General features: G+C 74.5%; 21 protein-coding genes. 15 read left to right on the top strand and 6 right to left on the bottom strand.

Translation table 11 applies throughout. From position 1 onward, the window contains the following. The first annotated feature begins 15 nt into the window (after nucleotides 1–15). The 12 genes from ABZW14_RS10255 to ABZW14_RS10200 all read left to right on the top strand — a co-directional run bounded on the left by ABZW14_RS10255 (nucleotide 16) and on the right by ABZW14_RS10200 (nucleotide 11,231). Nucleotides 16–279: an acyl carrier protein gene (locus ABZW14_RS10255; protein ID WP_355342918.1), complete on the top strand. Its 264-nt coding sequence runs from the start codon at nucleotides 16–18 to the stop codon at nucleotides 277–279. Next, nucleotides 279–524 (top strand): acyl carrier protein, encoded by a 246-nt coding sequence (locus ABZW14_RS10250; protein WP_355342915.1) that lies wholly within the window; start codon nucleotides 279–281, stop codon nucleotides 522–524. The genes ABZW14_RS10255 and ABZW14_RS10250 overlap by 1 nt, the downstream gene beginning before the upstream one ends. After that, on the top strand, nucleotides 517–1,683 hold the full coding sequence (locus ABZW14_RS10245) for a beta-ketoacyl synthase N-terminal-like domain-containing protein (RefSeq protein ID WP_355342912.1): 1,167 nt from the start codon (nucleotides 517–519) through the stop codon (nucleotides 1,681–1,683). Before ABZW14_RS10250 ends, ABZW14_RS10245 begins: the two co-directional genes overlap by 8 nt. Then, nucleotides 1,680–2,183, top strand: a complete 504-nt coding sequence (locus ABZW14_RS10240; protein ID WP_355342909.1) for a beta-ketoacyl synthase chain length factor — start codon at nucleotides 1,680–1,682, stop codon at nucleotides 2,181–2,183. Before ABZW14_RS10245 ends, ABZW14_RS10240 begins: the two co-directional genes overlap by 4 nt. Continuing rightward, a complete protein-coding gene (locus ABZW14_RS10235; RefSeq protein WP_355342906.1) occupies nucleotides 2,180–3,796 on the top strand; it encodes a class I adenylate-forming enzyme family protein in 1,617 nt (538 codons plus the stop codon). Before ABZW14_RS10240 ends, ABZW14_RS10235 begins: the two co-directional genes overlap by 4 nt. Continuing rightward, the gene (locus ABZW14_RS10230; RefSeq protein ID WP_355342903.1) at nucleotides 3,793–5,049 is read left to right on the top strand and encodes a beta-ketoacyl-[acyl-carrier-protein] synthase family protein; all 1,257 of its coding nucleotides are present in this window, start codon (nucleotides 3,793–3,795) and stop codon (nucleotides 5,047–5,049) included. The genes ABZW14_RS10235 and ABZW14_RS10230 overlap by 4 nt, the downstream gene beginning before the upstream one ends. 64 nt (nucleotides 5,050–5,113) lie before the next feature. Then, nucleotides 5,114–6,220: a 4-hydroxyphenylpyruvate dioxygenase gene (gene hppD / locus ABZW14_RS10225; RefSeq protein ID WP_355342900.1), complete on the top strand. Its 1,107-nt coding sequence runs from the start codon at nucleotides 5,114–5,116 to the stop codon at nucleotides 6,218–6,220. Next, complete coding sequence (locus tag ABZW14_RS10220) at nucleotides 6,217–7,140, top strand: phytanoyl-CoA dioxygenase family protein (RefSeq protein ID WP_355342897.1); 924 nt, start codon at nucleotides 6,217–6,219, stop codon at nucleotides 7,138–7,140. Before hppD ends, ABZW14_RS10220 begins: the two co-directional genes overlap by 4 nt. A 1-nt stretch (nucleotide 7,141) precedes the next feature. Next, nucleotides 7,142–7,939: a DUF3050 domain-containing protein gene (locus ABZW14_RS10215; protein ID WP_355342894.1), complete on the top strand. Its 798-nt coding sequence runs from the start codon at nucleotides 7,142–7,144 to the stop codon at nucleotides 7,937–7,939. Continuing rightward, the gene (locus ABZW14_RS10210; RefSeq protein ID WP_355342892.1) at nucleotides 7,936–8,907 is read left to right on the top strand and encodes a thiamine pyrophosphate-dependent dehydrogenase E1 component subunit alpha; all 972 of its coding nucleotides are present in this window, start codon (nucleotides 7,936–7,938) and stop codon (nucleotides 8,905–8,907) included. The genes ABZW14_RS10215 and ABZW14_RS10210 overlap by 4 nt, the downstream gene beginning before the upstream one ends. Beyond that, the gene (locus ABZW14_RS10205; protein ID WP_355342889.1) at nucleotides 8,907–9,872 is read left to right on the top strand and encodes a transketolase C-terminal domain-containing protein; all 966 of its coding nucleotides are present in this window, start codon (nucleotides 8,907–8,909) and stop codon (nucleotides 9,870–9,872) included. The genes ABZW14_RS10210 and ABZW14_RS10205 overlap by 1 nt, the downstream gene beginning before the upstream one ends. Nucleotides 9,873–9,875: 3 nt before the next feature. Continuing rightward, on the top strand, nucleotides 9,876–11,231 hold the full coding sequence (locus tag ABZW14_RS10200) for a hypothetical protein (RefSeq protein WP_355342886.1): 1,356 nt from the start codon (nucleotides 9,876–9,878) through the stop codon (nucleotides 11,229–11,231). Nucleotides 11,232–11,313: 82 nt separating this feature from the next. Here the strand turns inward: ABZW14_RS10200 and ABZW14_RS10195 are convergent, their stop codons facing one another. Beyond that, on the bottom strand, nucleotides 11,314–12,147 hold the full coding sequence (locus ABZW14_RS10195; RefSeq protein WP_355342883.1) for an alpha/beta fold hydrolase: 834 nt from the start codon (nucleotides 12,145–12,147) through the stop codon (nucleotides 11,314–11,316). Nucleotides 12,148–12,205: 58 nt separating this feature from the next. On the opposite strand from ABZW14_RS10195, the gene ABZW14_RS10190 reads away from it, so the two are divergent. Then, entirely contained in the window at nucleotides 12,206–12,895 is a 690-nt protein-coding gene (locus ABZW14_RS10190) for a TetR/AcrR family transcriptional regulator (RefSeq protein WP_355342880.1), read from the top strand. Nucleotides 12,896–13,034: 139 nt separating this feature from the next. On the opposite strand, the gene ABZW14_RS10185 is transcribed toward ABZW14_RS10190, so the two are convergent. Then, on the bottom strand, nucleotides 13,035–13,730 hold the full coding sequence (locus ABZW14_RS10185; RefSeq protein ID WP_355342877.1) for an SGNH/GDSL hydrolase family protein: 696 nt from the start codon (nucleotides 13,728–13,730) through the stop codon (nucleotides 13,035–13,037). Nucleotides 13,731–13,805: 75 nt separating this feature from the next. Between ABZW14_RS10185 and ABZW14_RS10180 the strand changes: the two genes are divergently transcribed. Next, on the top strand, nucleotides 13,806–14,306 hold the full coding sequence (locus tag ABZW14_RS10180) for a dethiobiotin synthetase (RefSeq protein ID WP_355342874.1): 501 nt from the start codon (nucleotides 13,806–13,808) through the stop codon (nucleotides 14,304–14,306). Between the two features lie 42 nt (nucleotides 14,307–14,348). Here ABZW14_RS10180 and ABZW14_RS10175 read toward each other — a convergent pair whose 3' ends face one another. The 4 genes from ABZW14_RS10175 to ABZW14_RS10160 all read right to left on the bottom strand — a co-directional run bounded on the left by ABZW14_RS10175 (nucleotide 14,349) and on the right by ABZW14_RS10160 (nucleotide 18,232). Next, nucleotides 14,349–14,981, bottom strand: a complete 633-nt coding sequence (locus ABZW14_RS10175; RefSeq protein ID WP_355342871.1) for an HAD-IA family hydrolase — start codon at nucleotides 14,979–14,981, stop codon at nucleotides 14,349–14,351. Next, on the bottom strand, nucleotides 14,978–15,370 hold the full coding sequence (locus tag ABZW14_RS10170) for an MmcQ/YjbR family DNA-binding protein (protein ID WP_355342868.1): 393 nt from the start codon (nucleotides 15,368–15,370) through the stop codon (nucleotides 14,978–14,980). The genes ABZW14_RS10175 and ABZW14_RS10170 overlap by 4 nt, the downstream gene beginning before the upstream one ends. Nucleotides 15,371–15,440: 70 nt before the next feature. After that, nucleotides 15,441–16,664 carry an MFS transporter gene (locus ABZW14_RS10165; protein WP_355342865.1) on the bottom strand — a complete coding sequence of 408 codons (1,224 nt, stop codon included), beginning with the start codon at nucleotides 16,662–16,664 and terminating at the stop codon, nucleotides 15,441–15,443. Then, on the bottom strand, nucleotides 16,661–18,232 hold the full coding sequence (locus ABZW14_RS10160; RefSeq protein ID WP_355342862.1) for an AMP-binding protein: 1,572 nt from the start codon (nucleotides 18,230–18,232) through the stop codon (nucleotides 16,661–16,663). The genes ABZW14_RS10165 and ABZW14_RS10160 overlap by 4 nt, the downstream gene beginning before the upstream one ends. Nucleotides 18,233–18,528: 296 nt before the next feature. On the opposite strand from ABZW14_RS10160, the gene ABZW14_RS10155 reads away from it, so the two are divergent. Then, nucleotides 18,529–19,809, top strand: a complete 1,281-nt coding sequence (locus ABZW14_RS10155; protein ID WP_355343157.1) for an SGNH/GDSL hydrolase family protein — start codon at nucleotides 18,529–18,531, stop codon at nucleotides 19,807–19,809. The last annotated feature ends 58 nt before the right edge of the window (nucleotides 19,810–19,867 follow it).

Below are 19,867 nucleotides of genomic sequence, written 5' to 3'. Positions count from 1 at the left end.
AAAGAGGTTAACGCCATGCGAGACGAGGTCCGCACCTTCGTCATCGAGCAGCTCGCCGACATGAACTACGACGTCGAGGACATCGACGACGACACCACCCTCGGCCCCTCCGGCGTCGACCTCGAGTCGCTGGCCCTGGCCGACCTCGCCGTCCGGGTGGAGGACCGGTACGGCCTGAAGTTCGCCGACGACGAGTCGGAGAAGCTGGCCCTCATGACGGTCGGCGAGTTCACCACGATGGTCGCCGACCAGGCGGCCGCGAACAGCGACAACGCCTGATGACCGGTCAGCCCGACCTGGGGCGAGCTGACCTGGTGAGCATGCTCGCCGAACTGACCGCGAAACCCGTCGACCAGGTGTCCGACCGGATCGGCTCGATGGAGCTGGCCTGGCTCGTGCACCTCGTCGAGCAACGCTACGACCGCCGGCTGGAGCTGACCGACGACCAGCTCGCCGGCATCCGCACCGTCGACGACGCGCTGGCGGTGTTCCACACCTCGCTGACCGCTCCCGCAGATGGCTGAGCGGGAGCACCTGAGGATCACCGGCGTCCACGCGGTCAGCGCCCTGGGTAGGGGCGCCGACGCGCTGCTCGCCGGGGTGCTCGCCGGCACCCCGGCGTTCACGCCGGTGCGCCGCTTCGACACCACCGGCCGGCGGGTCACCGTGGCGGCCACCCTGCCGGACGTCGGCACCCTCACCGACGAGCTGACCGACGCGGTCGACCGCGCGTGCCGGGCGGCCGGCCTGGACCAAGCCCACCGGGCCGGCGCCGCGCTGTTCCTGGCGACCCACGGCGGCCCGCCCTCGCTGCCGGCGTCGGACGCGCCGGCCGGCGACCCGTCCGGGGCGCCGGGCGGCGGGGACGCCGCGTCGGAGGTGCCGGCACTCGCCGGTCGCCTGGCCCGCCGCTGCGGCCTGGGCGGACGCACCCGCGTCTACACCACCGCCTGCGTGTCGGCGAGCACCGCGGTCGCCGACGCCGCGACCCTCATCAGCCGGGGCGACCTGGACCGTGTGGTGGTCGCGGCCGGCTACCTGGTCGAGCCGGACCAGTACGCCCTCTTCGACGCCGGTCGGGCGCTGGCCGCCGACGGAGCGGTCCGACCGTTCAGCGCCGGGCGGCAGGGGCTGCTGCTCGGCGACGCGGTGGTGGCGGTGGTGCTGGAGTCGTCCCGCGCCGCCGCCAGGCGGAGCGCCCCGACGCTGGCCACCGTTGCCGGCTGGGGGCGGGCCGGCGACGCGTACCACCCGTGCCAGCCGCACCCGCAGGGGCACGGCCTGGCCCGGGCGGTCGAGGCGGCGCTGCGCCGGGCCGGGCTGCCGGGCACGGAAGTGGGCTACGTCAACGCCAACGCCACCGGCACGCCGTACAGCGACGCCTCGGAGGCGGCGGCGCTGGTCCGGGTGTTCGGCGCGGCGGCGGGGCGGATCCCGGTCAGCTCGACGAAGGCGGTGCACGGGCACGCGCTGGAGGCGTCCGGGCTGCTCGAACTGGTGGTCACCGTGTTGACCCTGGGCCACGGCAAGCTGCCGGTCAACGCCGGCTGGCTCGGCCCCGACGAGAACTGCCCGCTGGACGTCATCACCGACGCCCCGCGCCCCGCACCGACGCCGTACGCCCTGACCCTGAACGCCGCCTTCGGCGGGGCGAACACCGCGCTGCTGGTCGGTGCGCCGTGACCGCCGCCGTGCTGGCCGAGGCGCGATGGCCGCAGGCCGGGGACGGGGCCGCGCCGCCGGTGCCGGGGTTCGTGCACTCCGGGTTCGCGCCGCTGGTGGTGGCGGTTGCCGACCGGTGCCTGCGGGCGCGGTACGGGGACGGGCCGCTGCCGGCCGGCAACCGGACGGCGGTGGTGCTGGTCAGCGCGAGCGGCGACCGGGCCAGCGCCGTGCACGTCCGGGCCACGGTCGCGGCCGGCGGCCGGGTCGGCCCGCTGTTCTTCTTCCAGTCGGTGCCGAACAGCGCAGCCGGGCACGTCGCGGCGCGCTGGGGACTGGACGGGCCGGTGGTGTGCCTGAGCCCGACGGGAGACCCACGGGCAGAGGGCGCCGCCGAGGCGGACCTGCTGCTGCACGACGGCGACGCCGCGCAGGCGTTGCTGATCCTGATCGAACAGGCACCGGACGGTACGCCGGGCGAGGCGACCGCGGTGCTGCTGGGGGAGGGAACACGTCAATGAGGACGAAGGGACTGCGCGGCGCCCTCGCGGCGGACACCGAGCTGGGCGCGGGGAACGTGCTCGCCAAGGTGCTGGCCCACGGCGCCGACCCGGACGGGCCGGGACTCACCTTCGACACCGCGGTCGACGGCCACCCGGCCGACACCCCGCTGTCCCTGGGCCGGCTCGACGAGCTGGTCGCCGCCCGGGCCGCCTGGCTGCACGAGCGCGGCGTGAAGCCACGCGACCCGGTCGCCGTCTGGGCCGGCGGCGCCGCCGACATGGTGCTGTCGTTCCTGGCGCTGGCCCGGCTCGGCGCGATCCCCGCGCTGATGAACGGCCGGCTGCGCCCGGAGATCGCCGCCGAGTACATCCGCCGGCTGCGCGCCGCCGGGGTGCTCGCCGACGCCGCGCACGCCGCGGCCCTGCGGGGGCACGACCTGGGGGCACCCCTGCTCGGCGAGCCCGCCGAGGCGGGCGGCGGCGACCCGGCCGCGGCGCCGCCGCACTACCGGCACCACGACGACGACCCGATCGTCATCACCCACACCTCGGGCACCACCGGGGTGCCGAAGGCGGTGACGCACTCGCACGCCAGCCTCTTCGCCGCCACCCGGCACCTGCTCGCCATGCCCCAGGCGCAGGGCACCAGCCGGATCCTCAACGCGCTGCCCGCACCGCACACGGCGACCGTGCTGATGGTCAACCAGGCGCTGGGCAACCGGGCGGAGATGTACCTCCTCTCCGAGCAGGGCGGCGAGGGGGTGCTCGACGCGATCCAGCGCTGGCGGCCGGACGGCGTGTTCGGGTTCTCCGTCACCTGGGCCGAGCTGGCCCGTTTCGACCTGTCCGCGTACGACCTGGACTCGGTGCGGCTGTGGTTCAACACCGGCGACTGCTCACACGAGCCGCACGTGCGCCGGCTCGTGAAGGTGGGCTCGCGGGACGTGATGACCCGCGACGGGGTGACCCGGGTGCCCGGCTCGGTCTTCATCGACGGGCTCGGCTCCAGCGAGATGGGGCACTCGATGTTCCACATCACCCACACCGTCGACACCGACCGGTACGGCCGCTGCGTCGGCCGCCCGTACCGGTTCACGAAGGTGGCCGTGCTCGACGAGGCGGGCAACGAGCTGCCGCCCGGGCAGGTCGGCTGGCTGGGCATCGACTCGCCGTCGCTGTTCCGCGGCTACTGGAACGACTCGGTCACCACCTACCGGTCCCGGCTGCGCGGCTGGTACCTCACGGGCGACCTGGTCCACGCCGACGCCGACGGCCGCTACTACCACCTGGACCGGGCGGTGGACTCGGTCGAGGCGGGCGACGGGAAGCGGTTCTTCACGGCGCTGTCCGAGGAGCGGATCCTCGCCGCCTGCGCCGACGTCACCGACTGCACCGTGGTGATCGTCAAGGAGAGCGACGCGGTCGTGACCGACGTGCTGCTGGAACTGGCGGCCGGGGCGGACCCGGCCGAGGACCGCACCGCGCGGATCCGCGCCGCGATCGGGCCGGACCTGGCGGCCACCCTGCGCCGGGTGGTGCCGGTGCGCGCCGACGACATCCCGGTCACCGTGACCGGCAAGGTCCGCAAGGTGGCGCTGCGCGAGCGCTACCTCGCCGAGGCGCCGTCATGAGCGCCGTCGTCACCGGCATGGGGCTGTTCACCCCGGCCGGCCGGGGCGTCGAGGAGACCTTCACGGCGCTCACCACCGGCCGGTCCGGGCTGCGCCGGCCTCCCGAGGGGCACCCGGCCCGGGACAGCCTGGAGGTGGCCGGGATCCTGCCGGACATCGACCCGCGCAGCGTCGCCTCCGGCCCCGAGACCAAGGTGCTCGACCGGATCGTGCTGCTCGCCCTGCTCACCGCCGCCGAGGCGCTCGCCGACGCCGGCATCGAGGTGGGGCGGGACGTCGACCCGGACCGGATCGGGGTGATCGTCGGCGGCGTCGGTGGGATGTCCACCCTGGAGAGCCAGGTCCTCGCGCGGGCGGCCCGGGGCCGGGCGGCGGTCAGTCCGTACCTGCTCACCGGGATCCTGCCGAACATGCCGTCGGCCCGGATCGCCATCGCCCACGGCATCCGGGGCTACAGCTCGGCGGTGGGCACCGCCTGCGCCTCCGGCGCCCAGGCGGTGGCCGACGGGGTACGCCTCATCCGCGCCGGCGAGGCCGACGTGGTGGTGTGCGGGGCGAGCGAGGCCCCGCTCTTCCCGACCTTCGCCGACACCTTCGGCAACGCCCGGGCCCTCGCTCGCGGCTGGGACGAGCCCACCGAGGCCAGCCGCCCGTTCGACAAGCGGCGCAACGGGTTCGTGCTCGCCGAGGGGGCGGCGCTGCTGGTGCTGGAACGCGCCGAGCACGCCGCCGCCCGGGGGGTCACCGGCTACGCCGAGGTCGCCGGCTACGGCGTGAACACCGACGCCCACCACCCGACCGCGCCCCGGCCGGACGGCGCCGGGGCGGCCGCGTGCATGCGCCGGGCGCTGGCCGGCGGGGGAGTGACACCGGCCGACGTCGGCTACGTCAACGCGCACGGCACCGGCACCAAGCTGGGCGACATCGCCGAGACCACCGCCCTCGCCACGGTGTTCGGCGCCGGCGGGGTGCCGGTCAGCTCCACCAAGGCCCTCACCGGGCACCTGCTCGGCGCCTCCGGCGTGCTGGAGGCGGCGGCCACCGCCCTCGCCCTCGGGCGCGGGCTGCTCCCGCCCACCTACCACCTCGACGACCCGGACCCGGACTGCGAGGCGGACCACGTCCGCGCCGCGCCCCGGGCCACCCGGGCGGACCACGCGCTGACCAACTCGTTCGGGTTCGGCGGCCAGAACGTCAGCCTGCTGCTGCGCCGGGTGCCGGGACCGGTCCGGCGGGCCACCACGGCGAACTGATCGGAACATCCCGGGCGGACGCCCGGGTCGCAGTCACGGGGGGGAACAGGGGGAAAGGCTACCTATGGACATCAATGGAATAGACCACATCGAGCTGTACGTGGGGGACGCCCGCCAGGCCGCCTTCTACTTCGAGACGGCCGTCGGTTTCCGCCTGCGGGGCCAGGGCGGCCCGGAGACCGGGCTCGCCGGGCAGCGCTCGCTGCTGCTCGAACAGGCCGCCATCCGGATGGTGCTCACCAGCGGGCTGACCGCCGATCACCCGGCCTCGACGTACGTGCACCGGCACGGCGACGGCATCGCCGTGGTGGCCCTGGAGGTCGACGACGCGGCCGGGGCGTACGCGGAGCTGGTGGCCCGGGGTGCGACCGGGGTGACGCCGCCGCGCACCTTCACCGGCGCGGACGCCGAGGTGGTGACCGCCGAGGTCGGCGGCTTCGGCGACGTGCTGCACCGGCTGGTCGAGCGGCGCGGCGACCGGACGGCGTTCCTGCCCGGCGCCATCGAGGCGCTGCCCGGCGGCGGCGACAGCACGCTGCTCGCCGAGATCGACCACCTGGCGGTCTGCGTGCCGCCGGGCCAGCTCGACGAGACGATCCGGCACTACGAGAAGGTCTTCGGCTTCGCGCAGATCTTCGAGGAGCACATCGAGGTCGCCGGGCAGGCCATGAACTCGAAGGTGGTGCAGAGCCCGTCCGGGCGGGTGACCCTCGTGCTCGTGGAGCCGGACACCAGCCGGCGGCCCGGCCAGATCGAGGACTTCCTGCGCTGGCACGCGGGCGCCGGCGTGCAGCACCTCGGGCTGCGCACCGACGACATCGTCACCGCGGTCGGCGCCCTCGCCGGCCGGGGGGTGCGCTTCGCCGGCACCCCGGACACCTACTACGACGACCTGGAACGGCGGGTCGGCAAGGTGGACGCGCCGCTGGACCGGCTGCGCGACCTGAGCATCCTGGTCGACTCGGACCACGACGGCCAGCTGCTCCAGATCTTCACCGAGTCGATGCACGTGCGGCGCACCCTCTTCCTCGAACTCATCGAGCGGCGCGGGGCGCGCACCTTCGGTAGCGGCAACATCAAGGCGCTCTACGAGGCCAAGGAACGCGAACTCGCCGCGGCGGGGGCGACCCCCGCCGTCGCGGCCGGGACGGCAGGAGGGGTTCGGGCATGACCACGACACATCCGGGGCTGACCGCCGAGGAGGAGGCGCTGCTGCCGTCCGAGGAGGACGTGCGGCACTACGCCGAGCACGGCTGGTACCTGAGCAAGAAGCTGCTCACCGACGACGAGGTGGACACCCTCGCGGCGGCGACCGACCGCTACTACGCCGGCGAGCGGGACCGGCGGCTGCCCGTCCGCCCGCCGAAGCTCGCCTACTGGGAGCCCGCCAGGGGCGACGTGCAGCGGCACAACGACTACGTGCACCACGAGCACGACGCCCTCGGCCGGATCCTGCGCAAGCCGCTGATCGGCGCGGTCGCCGCCCGGCTCGCCCGGGCCGACGAGATCCGGATCTTCCAGTCCACCCTCATCTACAAGCCGCCGATCTCCGGCGAGCCGTCCAACATCGTGCCCTGGCACTTCGACAAGCACTACTGGGCGTCCTCCTCGTCGGAGAACATGCTCACCGCGTTCATCCCGTTCCACGACTGCGGCGAGGAGATGGGCACCATCACCATCGTCGACGGTTCGCACCGCTGGCGGGAGATCGGCGCCGACGACACCGTGGTCCGGCACTTCGCCGACCGGGACCGCGACCAGCTGGAGACGATGCTCGCCGAGAACGCCGCGCACAACCAGGCGGAGATCCGCAAGGTGCCCATGGTGATCCCGAAGGGGCACATGAGCTTCCACCACTGCCGCGTCTACCACGGCAGCGGCCCGAACGTCAGCGGACGCCCCCGCCAGGCCGTCTCGCTGCACCTCCAGGACGGCGCCAACGCCTGGCGGGAGTATCCGCTCTCCGACGGCACGCTCGCCGCGTACAACCACGACGTGCTGGTCCGCCGCACCCCCGAGGGCCGGCCCGACTACGCCGACCCCGACTTCTGTCCCGTCATCTGGCGCGACCGCGCCCCGCAGGGAGGCTGACATGTCACGGTACGACTGGGGGAGGACGCACCCGGGCATCGAGCGGCTGGAGCGGGCGGTCACCGACCGCCGCGACGTGGTGGTCAAGCACCCGCTCTACGCCAATCTGGACACCCACGAGGCGCTGGTCACCTTCATGGAGCACCACGTCTTCGCGGTGTGGGACTTCATGTCGCTGCTGAAGTCGTTGCAGCGCCGGCTCACCTGCGTGGACGTCCCGTGGATCCCCACCGGCCCGACCGGCAGCCGCCGCCTCATCAACGACATCGTGATGGTCGAGGAGAGCGACGAGCTGGGCGAGGGCTACATCAGCCACTTCGAGCTGTACGTGCGGGGCATGCGGGAGGCCGGCGCGGACACCGGCGCCGTGGACCGGCTCGTCGATCTGCTGCGCGCCGGCCGCCCGGTCACCGGTGCGCTGGCCGAGGCGGGCGTGCCCGCGCCCTCGGCCGAGTTCGCCGCCACCACCTGGCGGATCATCGAGAGCACCCCGGTGCACTGCCAGGCGGCCGCCTTCGCGTTCGGCCGGGAGGACCTCATCCCGGAGATGTTCACCCAGGTCGTCGCGGTCAACGAGCGCAGCAACCGGCTCAACACGTTCGTCGACTACCTGGAGCGGCACATCGAGGTCGACGGCGAGCAGCACACGCCGATGGCCATGCAGATGCTGGCCGACCTCTGCGGCGACGACGACGGCAGGTGGCAGGAGTGCGCGGACACGGTCAACGCCGCGCTCGCCGCCCGGGCGCGGCTCTGGGACGGCATCCTGGCCGCGATCAAGGAGGGGCGTCCGGCGTGACCGGTCCCGACCCGGTCCGGCTCTACCGGACGGTCCGGCTCATCCGCCGCTTCGAGGAGCGGGCCATCGAGCTGGTCGACGCCGGGGAGATCGTCGGCGGCATCCACCCGTACGTCGGTCAGGAGGGCGTCGCGGCCGGCGTCTGCGCGGCGCTGGCCCCCGCGGACCTGGTGACCGGCACCCACCGCGGGCACGGGCACGTGCTGGCCAAGGGCGCCGACCCGGCCCGGATGCTCGCCGAGCTGTGCGGCCGGGTCACCGGGCTCAACCGCGGCCGGGGCGGGTCGATGCACGCCGCCGACTTCGGCGTCGGGGTGCTCGGCGCCAACGCCATCGTCGGGGCCGCCGGCGCGATCCTCACCGGAGCGGTGTGGGCGCGCCGGCGGCGCGGCGACGACGTGGTCGGGGTGACCTTCTTCGGCGACGGCGCGGTCAACGAGGGAATGCTCCTCGAGGCGTTCAACCTGGCCGCGCTCTGGCGGGTGCCGGTGCTCTTCGTCTGCGAGAACAACGGCTACGCCACCACCATGCCGGTCGAGGGCGCGGTGGCCGGCACCATCGCCGGCCGCGCCGCCGCCTTCGGCATGCCGGCGACCGCCGTGGACGGCCAGGACCCCGAGCAGGTACGCGCGGTCACCGCCGCCGCCGTCGCGCGGATGCGCGCCGGCGGCGGCCCCGAGCTGGTCGAGGCCCGCACCTACCGGTTCGACGCCCACCACACCTTCGAGCACCGGGTACGCCTCGACTACCGCCCGCCCGAGGAGGTGGCGGCCGCGCGGCGGCGGGATCCGGTGCTCATCCAGGGCGACCGGCTGCCCGCCGAGGTCCGCGCGGCGGTCGACGCCGAGGTCGAGGCCACCCTCGCCGCGGCGGTGGACTTCGCAATGGCCGGCCCGGCACCCGATCCCGCCACCGCCCTCGACCACCTGTACGCCAGCGGGCTCACCGCCCGGACCGGAGGTGGCTGATGCCCCGGCTCTCCTACCGCAGGGCGCTCACCCGGGCGCTGGCCGACGAGATGACCCGCGACGAGTCGGTCTTCCTGCTCGGTGAGGACATCCGGGTGGCCGCCGCGAACGTCACCACCGGCCTGCTGAAGAAGTTCGGCCCGGAGCGGGTCCTCGACACGCCCCTGTCGGAGCAGGCGTTCACCAGCTTCGCCACCGGAGCCGCGCTGGCCGGGGCGCGGCCGGTGATCGAGTTCCAGATCCCCTCGCTGCTGTTCCTGGTCTTCGAGCAGATCGTCAACCACGCGCACAAGTTCCCGCTGATGACCGGCGGCCAGTGCGCCGTGCCGGTCACCTATCTGGTGCCCGGCTCCGGCTCCCGCACCGGCTGGGCCGGGCAGCACTCCGACCACCCGTACAGCCTGTTCGCCCACGTCGGGGTGACCACCGTGGTGCCCGCCACCCCGGCCGACGCGTACGGGCTGCTGGTCTCGGCGATCCGCTGCGACGACCCGGTGGTGGTGTTCGCCCCCGCCGGGGCGCTCGACCTGCGGGCCGACGTCACCGACCTCGCCCCGGTGCCGCTGGGGCGGGGCGTGGTGCGCCGTCCGGGCGCCGACGTCACGGTGGTCGCCGTGGGGCACCTGGTGCACGACGCCCTGGCCGTCGCCGACGAGCTGGCCGGCCAGGTCTCGGTGGAGGTGTTCGACCCGCGCACGCTGTACCCGTTCGACTGGGACGGGCTGCTCGACTCGGTGTCGCGCACCGGCCGCCTCGTCGTGGTGGACGACTCCAACCGGTCGTGCGGGATCGCCGGCGAGATCATCGCCACCGTCGTCGAGCGGGTCCCGCTCGTCGCCCCGCCGCGGCGGGTCACCCGCCCGGACGGTGCCGTGCTGCCCTTCGCGCCCGCTCTCGACCGCGCCGTGCAACCCGGCCGCGACCAGCTCACCGCCGCCATCCAACTGACCTGTAAGGACGGATGAACGATGGACCCGAACTACCCGTGGCCGCCCGCCGGGCAGGCGTGGACGGACCTGCCCGAGCCGACCCGTACGGCGATGGTGGCGGCCGGCGCCGGCGCCTGGGAGAAGATCTTCCACGGCCGGGCCACGTACAACAAGCAGTGGCGGCTGGCCCGCCCGCCGGTGCTCACGGCCGACGCGTTCCGCGAGCTGAACGAGGTCTGCGACCGGATCGCCCAGCTCATCCTGGAGGCGTGCCGGCGCCGCGCCCGCACGGCCGGGGAGCTGCGCCGGCTGCTCGACGTGCCGGTGGGGGAGACCCGGCTGCTCGACGAGGACGAGCCGCTGCACGAGGGGCTGCTCGCCGCGTACCGGCCGGACGTGCTGTTCTCCGGCGGGGTGCCGTGCATCGTGGAGTACAACATCGACAGCAGTCTGGGCGGCGGCTTCGACGCCGACACGGTGATCCACCGGTACGCCGAGCTCTACCGCGAGCACCGGCTGCTCGACGGGCTGCCGGTCCGGCCCGCGCCGTCGCTGCTCGACCAGCGGTTCGTGGCCATCCGCGACACCCTCGGCCTGCCCGACGGCGCCCGGGTGGCGCTGCTCATGGACTTCGACGCCGAATATCCCGGGCTGGACGACCCGGACACGTTCATCCGGATCCTCTCGCCGCTCGCCGACCAGGCGAAGCGCTTCGGCATCGACCTGGTCATCGCTCCGGTCCGCACCGCCACGCTGGACGCGCAGCGCCGGCTCGTCGTGGGCGGCGCCCCGGTCGACGCCCTGTTCCGGCTCTTCGTCCCGAACCGGGTCACCCCCAGCTCCGGTCTCGACGCGGTGGCCGGCGCCCTCGCGGCCGGCACCCTGCCGATGTTCGTCAGCAGCGCGGCCTGGCTGCTCAGCAACAAGCTGAACTACGCCTGGCTCTGGGCCGACCTCGATCTGCTGCCCGAGGCCGACCGGGCGCTGATCCGCCGGTACGTCCCGCACACCGTGGCGCTCACCGCCGACCAGTTCGACCGCGCCCTGGCCGAGCAGGCCGACCTGGTCGCCAAGCCGGCCGGCGGCTCGGCCGGGCACGGGGTGCTGATCGGCCGGGAGATGAGCCCGGTGGCGTGGGAGGACGGCGTCCGCGCCGCCATCGACGCGGGCGGCAACATCCTCCAGCGCTTCCACGAGGCCGACGGGGTAGCCATGGACTTCGTGCAGATCGAGACCGGCGAGACGGTCACCACCGACGTCCCGTACAGCCTCGCGCCGTACCTGTTCGGCAGAACGGGTTCGGGCGCGCTGGCCCGCGTGGGCTACCCCGGCTGCGAGGGCGTCCTCAACCTGGCAAGAGGCGTCCTGATGACCGGCATCCTCCTGACCGACTGACTGACACCTGCCCCGTCCCTGGCCCGCGTTGATCAAGAAGTTCGCGTCTGCCGGAGCCGGAATCCGGACGCAAACTTCTTGATCAACGCGGCGTGGCCGGGGCCGTGGGGGCGGTGAAGAACGCGCTGAGGGGGTTGATCAGGGTCGGGGGTGCCACCGCGATGCCGTTGTGCGGGCTGCCGGGGACGCGCAGGGTTCGGGCCCGGGGGATGGCGGCGGCCAGGCGGTCGTTGATCTCGGTGAAGTAGGGCGCGGCCCTGGCGCCGCTGACGAGCAGCGTCTCGGCGGTGATCCCGGCGTACTCCCCGGCCGGTCCCTCATGTGTCTGGACCTGCCGTGACTCGGCCAGCGTCATCCCCACGAGGCTGCCCATGGTCCGCCCGACCTCGGTACGCAGGAACGCCCGGCAGATCGCGGTCCGCAGGCCGAGCGGCAGCTTCGACGCCGCCGACTGCGGGTTGACGGCCGCGCCCACGATCGCCAGCGCCCGCGCAGGGTTCCCGTCCCGGATCGCCTCCTCGGCCGGGTCGAGGAAAGCGGTCGGCAGGCCGTGCCCGGCCAGGCACAGCGGGGTGTCGTAGACCGCGATCCGGTCCAGCGGCAGCCGGAGCGCGGCCCGCAGCACGACGAACGCGCCGTAGCTGTGCCCGACGGCCCGGCGGGCGCCGGTGTGCGCGAGCACCGCGCCGAGGTCGTCGATCTCCTGCTCCACCGTGTACGGCTCGCGTCGCGGCGCGGCGTCGGCCCGGCCGCGCCGGTTGTAGAGGTGCACGGTGAACCGGTCGGCGAGCCGTGCGGCGAGCCGCCGGTATTCGTGGATGGTGACCCCGCCCCCGTGCACCACCACGAGATCCGGGCCGCTGCCCGACGAGTGCAGGACGATCCCCGCGCCGTCCGGTGCCGTGATCCGCTGCATGACCGCTCCCTTCGACCCCGCAAAACCGCGAACGACGTTTGCAGTTTACAGTGGTGTGGTGAGCGGCGCACCGAGGAATCCGGCCGACGGCGACTCCGCCGGACGGTCGATCTGGACCCGGCCGCAGCGCGGCGCGCGGGGTCCCGCCCCGACGCACACCCGGGACGAGATCGTCGCCGCCGCCGTCGCGCTGGCCGACGCCGACGGGCTCGGCGCCGTCTCGATGCGCGCGGTCGCCGGCACGCTGGGAATGGCCGCCGGCTCGCTCTACCGGCACCTGTCCTCACGGGACGACCTGCTGGACCTCATGGTCGACCGGTGCGTGGGCGAGCTGCGGCCCTACCCGGCGGACGACGGAGACTGGCAGGACCGCTTCCTGCTGCTGGCCCGCCGCCAACTTGCGCTCTACCGGCGCCACCCGTGGCTGCCCGACGCCATCAGCCGGCCCACGGTCCCCGGGCCGAACACCCTCGCCCACTTCGACGCCTGCCTGGGCCTGCTGCGCCCGGTCAAAGCCCGGGTGACCGCGAAGTTCGAGGCGATCGCCATGGTCACCGGCGTGGTGTCGCTCTTCGCCCGCAGCGCGGCGGCCGCCGGCACGGTCACCTTCGACCACGTCGACCTGGCGGCGTACCCGCACCTGGCCGCCGCGTTCGCCGAGCCCCCGTCCGCCCCGCCCGACGGCGACCTCTTCGACCGCACCCTGCGCAGCCTCCTGACCGGCCTCCTCACCCCGAACCCGACCTGACCGATCCACCGGCCACCCGGCCTCCCGCCTCCCCGCCGCGTTGATCAAGAGCTCTGCGTCATCCGGAGCCCGGTTCCTGACGCAAACCTCTTGATCAACGCGAGCCCGGCGCCCGGCCCGGGCCGGCGCGGCCGGCCGGTCAGCCTGCCGGTTCGGCGGTGGCTCGCAGGTGGGCGGCGAGCACCCGGAGGGTTTCCGCGGTGGCGACGGCGTCGCTGCGGGCGCTGCCGTGCCGGCCGTCGCTGCTGTAGAGCGACGGATCCGCGACGAGCGGGTGGTCGGTCAGGTGCACGTGCAGCGTGCCGAGCCGTTGTGCCAACCGGCCGGTGTGGATAGACAGCTGACGCATCCGCTCGCCCAGCCCGGCCCGCAGCGGATCCGGCACCGCCGGGCTGTGCGACACGTCGAACATGCCGACCGTGATGACGTCCGCCCCGGCGCCCTGGAGCGCGGTGACCATCGCGGCCAGCTCGGCATCCACCGCCTCGGGGTCGTACGCGGGGCGGAAGGCGTCGTTGCCGCCGCACACCACCAGCGCCAGGTCCGGTGCGAACTCCAGCGCCGGGGCCAACTGGGTCGCCCGCACCTCGTGCGCCCGCAGCCCGCGCCGCCCCAGGTTCAGGTACGCCAGCTCCGGCCGCACCGCACGCAGCTCCGCGCCGATCCGCTCGGCCCACTGGAGGTCCGGGTAGCCGTCGACCGGCTCGCACATGCCCTCGGCCACGCTGTCGCCCAGCACCGCGAAACGCCGCCACGGGTGCCCCCGCAGCAGCTCGCCGGCCTCGCCCGGGCGCAGGCACCACGGATCCGTCGCTTCGGTCACCGTCGATCCCATCCCCGCACGCTAGCCCAGCCGTACCGGATCCGTCGATCATGCGGCCGCCGGCCCTCGACCCGGGACAATGGCGGGATGCAGGTGGCGGTGTGCGGGCCGGCGGAGGCGACGCCGGGGGAACTGGCGCAGGCCCGGCGGGTGGGCGAGCTGCTCGCCGAGCGCGGGGCCACCGTGCTCTGCGGCGGGGGCGGCGGGGTGATGGCCGCGGTCGCCACCGGCGTCCGCGACCGCGCCGGCCTGGTCATCGGGGTACGCCCCGACGACGGCAGCGTTCCCGCCCCCGTCGAGCTGTCCGCCTCCGTGGTGACCAACCTGGGCCAGGCCCGCAACGCGATCCTGGTGTGGAGCGCGGACGCGGTGATCGCCGTGGGCGGCTCCTGGGGGACCCTCAGCGAGGTGGCCCTGGCCCTGCGGCGCGGCGGGATCCCGGTGGTGGTGCTCGGCGGCTGGCGCGTGGTCGACGCGGGCGGCGTCCCGATCCCCGGGCCGGTCGACGCGGCCACCCCCGAGGACGCCGTGCGCCTGGCCCTCGGCAATCCGCCGGAGTCGGCCCGTCCCGGCCCGGTCGCACGCTGACCCGGCGGATCCCGGCCGGTGTTCACCCGTCCCTCGTCGAGGTCAGCCGAGCAGGGCCAGCAGGTCCCCGGGCCGGGTGGCGCTGACGTCGGCCGCCTCCGCGGGGTCGTACTGGTGGCCCCAGGCCGCGGCCACCGCCACGGCGCCGCTGTCCCGGGCGGCCCGCAGGTCCAGCGGCGAGTCACCCACGTAGGCGGCGCGGCCCGGCGCCACGCCCAGCCGCCGGCAGGCCAGCTCGACGCCGTCCGGCGCCGGTTTGGGGCGGGCGACCTGGTCGCCGCCGAGGACGACCCGGAAACGGCCGAGCAGGCCGACCCGGTCGAGCAGGATCTCGGCCGCCCGGTGGCTCGCGCCGGTGAACAGGCCCACCGGCACCCGCGCGGCGACCTCGGCGAGCACCTCCGCCACGCCGGGATAGACGGTGACCCGCTCGGCGAGCGCGGCCAGCTCGGCGTGGTAGGTGGCCAGATCCGCCCCGGTGGCCGGCCGCCCCAGCAGGTGGGTCAGCAGGTCGGCCGGCGACCCGAGCGAGTAGCCCGCGATGACCTCGGCGTCGGTGCGCTCCGGCCCGCCGCCGGCCCGCACGGCCGCGCGGTAGGCCGCGGGCACCACCTCGTGCGACTCGATCAGCGTGCCGTCCATGTCGAACACGATCGCGGCGACCGGCCCGGTCATCCGGCCTCCGCCCGGTGGGCGTCGGCCAGCCGCTTCGGGGCGCGCGCGTGCCACGCCTCGGTGACCAGCTCGGTAAGCTCCTCGACCCCGATCCGGTCGAGCCGGACCAGCACCGCCGGGTAGCCCTCGAAGTGCGGGGTGGTGAAGTAGACCTCGGGGTCGTCGGCGAGCAGCGCCTCCTTGGCGCCCAGGTCGGGCACCCGGGCGCCCAGGATCGGGCCCTCGGGCGCGGCGTCGCCCAGCGCGTCCAGGTCGGCGCGGCGCAGCGGCCGCTCCCAGACGAAGAGCTTGTCGCGCACGCGCCACGCGGGCAGGTCGTCGTGGGAACCGCGCTCGGTGGTCTCCGGCAGGGCGAGCGCGATCCGCCGGACGTCGTCCCAGGTCGCCATGCGCCGACCCTACGCCGGCCCACCGACACCGGCGCCCGTTCGACGGCGGCGTCCGGCCGGGCGCCGCCGGTCAGGCCGGGGTGGAGGCCACGGGTTCCGCGGCCGGCCGGTCGGCGGGCGGGCGGGCCACCAGCAGCGGCGCCACGGTGAGCACCAGGCAGGCCACCGCCATCACCAGCAGCGCCGGGGTGAGCCCGAGCACCGCCACCGACCAGCCGCCGAGCAGCGCGCCGACCGGCAGGCCGAGGAAGGCCACCGAGCCGGAGATGCCGAGCACCCGGGTCTGCAACGACTCCGGCACCCGCTCGTAGAGGGCCGCGCCGAGCAGCGGGTTCACCGCCGCGATGGCGATGCCGGACACGAACGTCACGACGAGCACCACGGCCAGGTCGTCGCTGAGCGCCAGGGCGAGCAGCCGGGGCGTGCCGCTGAGCGCCAGCCCCAGCGCGAACGTCGCCTGCCGGGGCAGCCGGGTGCCGGCCACGGTGAAGAGCAGGTTGCCCAGCAGCGCCCCGGCGGAGAACACCCCCAGCAGCAGGCCGAACCCGGCCGGGTCGCCGAGCACCCGGTCCACCCAGAGCGGGATCCAGACGGCGACGCTCGCATTGGCGAACATGTTCGACGCGGAGACCACGATCAGCATGGTCAGCAGCGTCCGGTCGGTGCGCAGGTAGGCGAAGCCGCCGCGCAGCGCCCGCAGGTAGCTCTCCCGGGGCGCCGGCTGGGCCGGCGCGGGCGGGCGGACCAGCAGCCCGATCAGCAGCGCGCAGGCCGCGAACGTGGCCGCGTCGATCCAGATCGCCCGGGTCACCCCCACCCAGTCGATGAGCAGGCCGCCGAGCACCGCGCCGAAGAGCGTCATGCCCCGGGCCAGCCCGTCGTAGGCGGAGGTGAGCCGGATGAGCGGCACCCCGGCCCGCTCGGCGGCCGGCTTGAACAGCACGTGCTTGACCCGATCACCGATGCCGCGCAGCCCGCCGGCCACGGCGACCAGCACCAGCAGCGTGCCGAACCCGAGCCAGGGCGCCAGCGCCACGACGGCCATCGCGGCCGCGCTGGCCGCGTCCACGGCGACCGAGGTACGGCGTACGCCGAACCGGTCGGCCCACGGGGTGGCCAGGGCGCTGGAGAGCATGTACGGCAGGGTCTCCGCCGCGGCGACCAGGCCCATCCGGGTGGGGCTGCCGGTGGTCTCCAGCACCAGCCAGGGGATCGCCACCACCGAGATCCGGGTGCCCAGGTTGGACAGCAGGTCGGCGCCGACCAGCGTGTAGAGCGCCCGGCGGGGGGTCACGCCGGGCTGCCGATGGCCGTACCCAGCGACTCGGCGTCGGCCGGGTGGGCGGCGGCGTACCGGGCGCGGAGGGCACGCTTGTCGACCTTGGCGGAGCGGTTCAGCGGCAGCGCGTCGAGGAACTCCACGGCGCCGGGCGCCCAGGTCTCGCTCAGTTCCGCGGTGACCAGCGCGATCAGCTCCTCCCCGGTGACCGTGGCGCCCGGCGCCGGCACCACGTACGCGTGCGGCAGCTCTCCGGCGACCGGGTCGGGCACGCCGATCACCGCGGCGGCGCGGACCTCGGGGTGGGCGGCGAGCACGTCCTCGATCGGGCGGGAGTAGATCGGCCAGCTGCGCTGCCGGGTGAGGATCCGGTCCTGCAGGCGGTCGACCAGGTAGAGGTAGCCGTCGTCGTCGAGATGGCCGATGTCGCGGGTGCGGACCCAGCCGTCGACCAGCGTCTCGGCGGTCAGCTCGGGCTGCCCGTGGTAGCCCGCGAAGCTCAGGTTGGTGCGCACCCACACCTCGCCGTCCGCGCCGGCCGGCAGCACCCGGCCGTCGGCGTCGCGGATCTCCACGGCCACGTCCCCGTAGGGGCGGCCGCAGGAGCGCAGCCGCTCCGGGTGCTCCGGGTCCTCGGTGAGCCCGGGCAGGGCGCAGATCACCACGGCCTCGCTGAGCCCGTACACGATGCGCAGGCACGGGCCGAAGCGGGCGATCGCCTGGCGCAGCCGGGCGGGCGCGGCGGGCCCGGCGCCCACGTTGAACATGAACATGGCGGAGAAGTCGGCGCCGTCGAGGGCCGGGTGGTCGAGCACCTCGTAGAGCATCGGCGGGGTCACGAAGGTGGAGGTCAGCTTCTCCGCGTCGACGGTCCGGATGAACGCGGCCGGGTCCCACTGCTCGCGCAGGAACAGCACCCCGCCGGTGAACAGGTTGAAAAGCGTGGTGATCTGGCCGCTGGCCAGCCACATGGGGGAGTGCGACAGGTGCCGCAGCAGCGGGAACCCGGCCGCCCGGAAGTCGGCGGCCAGGGCGAGGATCTGCCGGTAGAAGCTCTCCCGGTGGTGCACCAGTTTCGGCGTGCCGGTGGTGCCGCTGGTCTGCAGGAACGACTCCGGCGCGGGCGCCCCGGCGGGTAGGCCGGCCGGTTCGACGCCGGCCGCCGTGAGGTCCGGCCCGGCGCCGCCGGGCCCGAGGCAGAGCACCGGCACGCCGGTCAGCTCCGCCGCGATCCGCGCGCCGAGCGGGTCGCGCGGGTCGTGCACGAAGGCGTCGGGGCGGGCCAGGGCGACGAACTCGTCGACCTCCCGCCGGGAGGTGACCGGGGCGACCCACATGCTCCGGCAGCCGATCAGGTGCAGCGCGAGCTGGAGCAGCGGCCCCTCCACGGTGTTGCCGAGCATCACGAGCACCGCGTCACCGGGGCGTACGCCGTGGCGCAGCAGCGCGCCGGCCAGGCCGCGCACCTCGGCGGCGACCTCGGGGTAGGTGAGCCGGCGGCCCCCGCCGACGAGCGCCTCCCGGTCGCCGAACCCGGCGAACAGGTCCAGCGCCTCGTGCACGTAGTTCGGCCGGTCGGTCATCGGGCAGCCCCCATCGTCTGGGCAGGTCGGAGCCGGGACGCGACGGCAGGTGCCAGGGTCGGCGACCGCACCGCCGCCACTGCCGAGCCTAGGCGGGCCGGGTCCACGGAGGACAGCGCCCGAACGGCGTTCCCCGGCACCCCGAAGACATTTGATCATGTCGATCAGGTTGATTGACGCTCGTCACCGCCGACGGTTAGTTTCCGGTCCATCGCCCGGCGGCGGCGCCGATCGCGCCGCGTTCCGAGGCTGCCAACGATGGAGGATCAATGCCGACCCCGAAGAGATGGCACGTCATAGCTTCCGCCGCAACCCTGCTGATCGCCGGCACTCCCGCGGTCACCGCGAGCGCCGGTCCTGCCGACACCGACAGCGCCGCACACGGGCGCGCGGAGTGGGCCGGGACCTGGGCCGCCGCGGTGACCCGCGGGAACACCGTCGGCCTGACCAACACCGGCCTGAACAACCAGAGCATCCGGATGACCGTGCAGACCACTGTCGGCGGCGACCGGCTGCGGGTGCGGCTCACCAACCTCTACGGCGAGCAGGCCGTCAAGGTCGGCCACGCCACCGTCGCCCGGCCGAACACCGCCACCGAGGACCGGTCCGACATCGACCCGGCCACCGTCCGGGACCTGACCTTCCAGGGCGCCTCCTCGGCCACCATGAACAAGGGTGCCGAACTGCTCAGCGACCCGCTCTCCTACCCGGTGGAGGAGCAGGAGGACCTGGTGGTCACCCTGTACTTCCCGGTCCTGACCGGCCCGGTCACCTTCCACGGGCAGTCCCGCGTCACCAACTTCATCGGCGCGACCGACCTCACCACCGCGGAGACCAGTCCCGAGTTCACCCGCAAGATCGACTGCTGCTGGATGTTCCTCTCCGGCATCGACGTGGAACGCCGGCTCAGTCCCGGCTCCGTGGTGGTCCTCGGCGACTCCATCGGCGACGGCAACGGCAGCACGGTCAACGCCGACCGGCGCTGGCCGGACCTGCTGGCCGAGCGGCTCATCGACGCCCGCCCCGAGGTGCGCACGCCGGGCGTGCTCAACCTGAGTCTCTCCGGCAACCGGCTCAACCACGAGGGCACCGAGCCGGGCGCGGGCGGCTTCCCCGGCTACTACGAGCTGGGCCCGAACGCCCTGGCCCGGCTCAACGAGGACGTCTTCCCGCAGACCGGGGTGCGGACGGTCATCACCCACCTGGGCATCAACGACATCTGGATGAACGGCGACAGCGCGGACGCCATCATCGCCTCGCTGCGCCAGGTCAACCAGCAGGTCCAGGGGCGCGGGCTGACCAGCCTGGTCGGCACCATCACCCCGTACGAGGGCAACGGCGGGCCGGGGGTGTGGACCGAGGAGAAGGAGGCCACCCGGCAGGCGGTCAACACCTGGCTGCGCGGCGCCGGCGGCGCCGAGTTCGACGGGGTGCTCGACTTCGACGCCGTGCTGCGCGACCCGACGCACCCGAGCCGGCTGCTGCCGGCGTACGACGCCGGGGACCACATCCACCCGAACGACGCCGGCGCGCAGGCGATGGCCGACGCCGTGCCCTTGCGACTGCTCGGTTTGTGACACCGGTCGGGGGCGGCGTCGGCACACGCCGCCCCCCACCGTCTTTCCTGGGGAGGAA

The organism is Micromonospora sp. NPDC004551, assembly GCF_040609975.1.
Lineage (GTDB): Bacteria > Actinomycetota > Actinomycetes > Mycobacteriales > Micromonosporaceae > Micromonospora.
Note: the sequence above shows the minus strand (reverse complement) of the source record. Positions and strands in the feature narration are given on the sequence as shown.

What these genes read in the sequence shown, in the direction of transcription:
- ABZW14_RS10220 (WP_355342897.1), top strand. Translation starts at nt 6,217, where the DNA reads ATGACCACGACACATCCGGGGCTGACCGCCGAGGAGGAGGCGCTGCTG.
- ABZW14_RS10195 (WP_355342883.1), bottom strand. Translation starts at nt 12,147, where the DNA reads ATGCAGCGGATCACGGCACCGGACGGCGCGGGGATCGTCCTGCACTCG.
- ABZW14_RS10250 (WP_355342915.1), top strand. Translation starts at nt 279, where the DNA reads ATGACCGGTCAGCCCGACCTGGGGCGAGCTGACCTGGTGAGCATGCTC.
- hppD (WP_355342900.1), top strand. Translation starts at nt 5,114, where the DNA reads ATGGACATCAATGGAATAGACCACATCGAGCTGTACGTGGGGGACGCC.
- ABZW14_RS10230 (WP_355342903.1), top strand. Translation starts at nt 3,793, where the DNA reads ATGAGCGCCGTCGTCACCGGCATGGGGCTGTTCACCCCGGCCGGCCGG.
- ABZW14_RS10175 (WP_355342871.1), bottom strand. Translation starts at nt 14,981, where the DNA reads ATGACCGGGCCGGTCGCCGCGATCGTGTTCGACATGGACGGCACGCTG.
- ABZW14_RS10205 (WP_355342889.1), top strand. Translation starts at nt 8,907, where the DNA reads ATGCCCCGGCTCTCCTACCGCAGGGCGCTCACCCGGGCGCTGGCCGAC.
- ABZW14_RS10160 (WP_355342862.1), bottom strand. Translation starts at nt 18,232, where the DNA reads ATGACCGACCGGCCGAACTACGTGCACGAGGCGCTGGACCTGTTCGCC.
- ABZW14_RS10235 (WP_355342906.1), top strand. Translation starts at nt 2,180, where the DNA reads ATGAGGACGAAGGGACTGCGCGGCGCCCTCGCGGCGGACACCGAGCTG.
- ABZW14_RS10215 (WP_355342894.1), top strand. Translation starts at nt 7,142, where the DNA reads ATGTCACGGTACGACTGGGGGAGGACGCACCCGGGCATCGAGCGGCTG.
- ABZW14_RS10245 (WP_355342912.1), top strand. Translation starts at nt 517, where the DNA reads ATGGCTGAGCGGGAGCACCTGAGGATCACCGGCGTCCACGCGGTCAGC.
- ABZW14_RS10255 (WP_355342918.1), top strand. Translation starts at nt 16, where the DNA reads ATGCGAGACGAGGTCCGCACCTTCGTCATCGAGCAGCTCGCCGACATG.
- ABZW14_RS10170 (WP_355342868.1), bottom strand. Translation starts at nt 15,370, where the DNA reads ATGGCGACCTGGGACGACGTCCGGCGGATCGCGCTCGCCCTGCCGGAG.
- ABZW14_RS10200 (WP_355342886.1), top strand. Translation starts at nt 9,876, where the DNA reads ATGGACCCGAACTACCCGTGGCCGCCCGCCGGGCAGGCGTGGACGGAC.
- ABZW14_RS10185 (WP_355342877.1), bottom strand. Translation starts at nt 13,730, where the DNA reads ATGGGATCGACGGTGACCGAAGCGACGGATCCGTGGTGCCTGCGCCCG.
- ABZW14_RS10180 (WP_355342874.1), top strand. Translation starts at nt 13,806, where the DNA reads ATGCAGGTGGCGGTGTGCGGGCCGGCGGAGGCGACGCCGGGGGAACTG.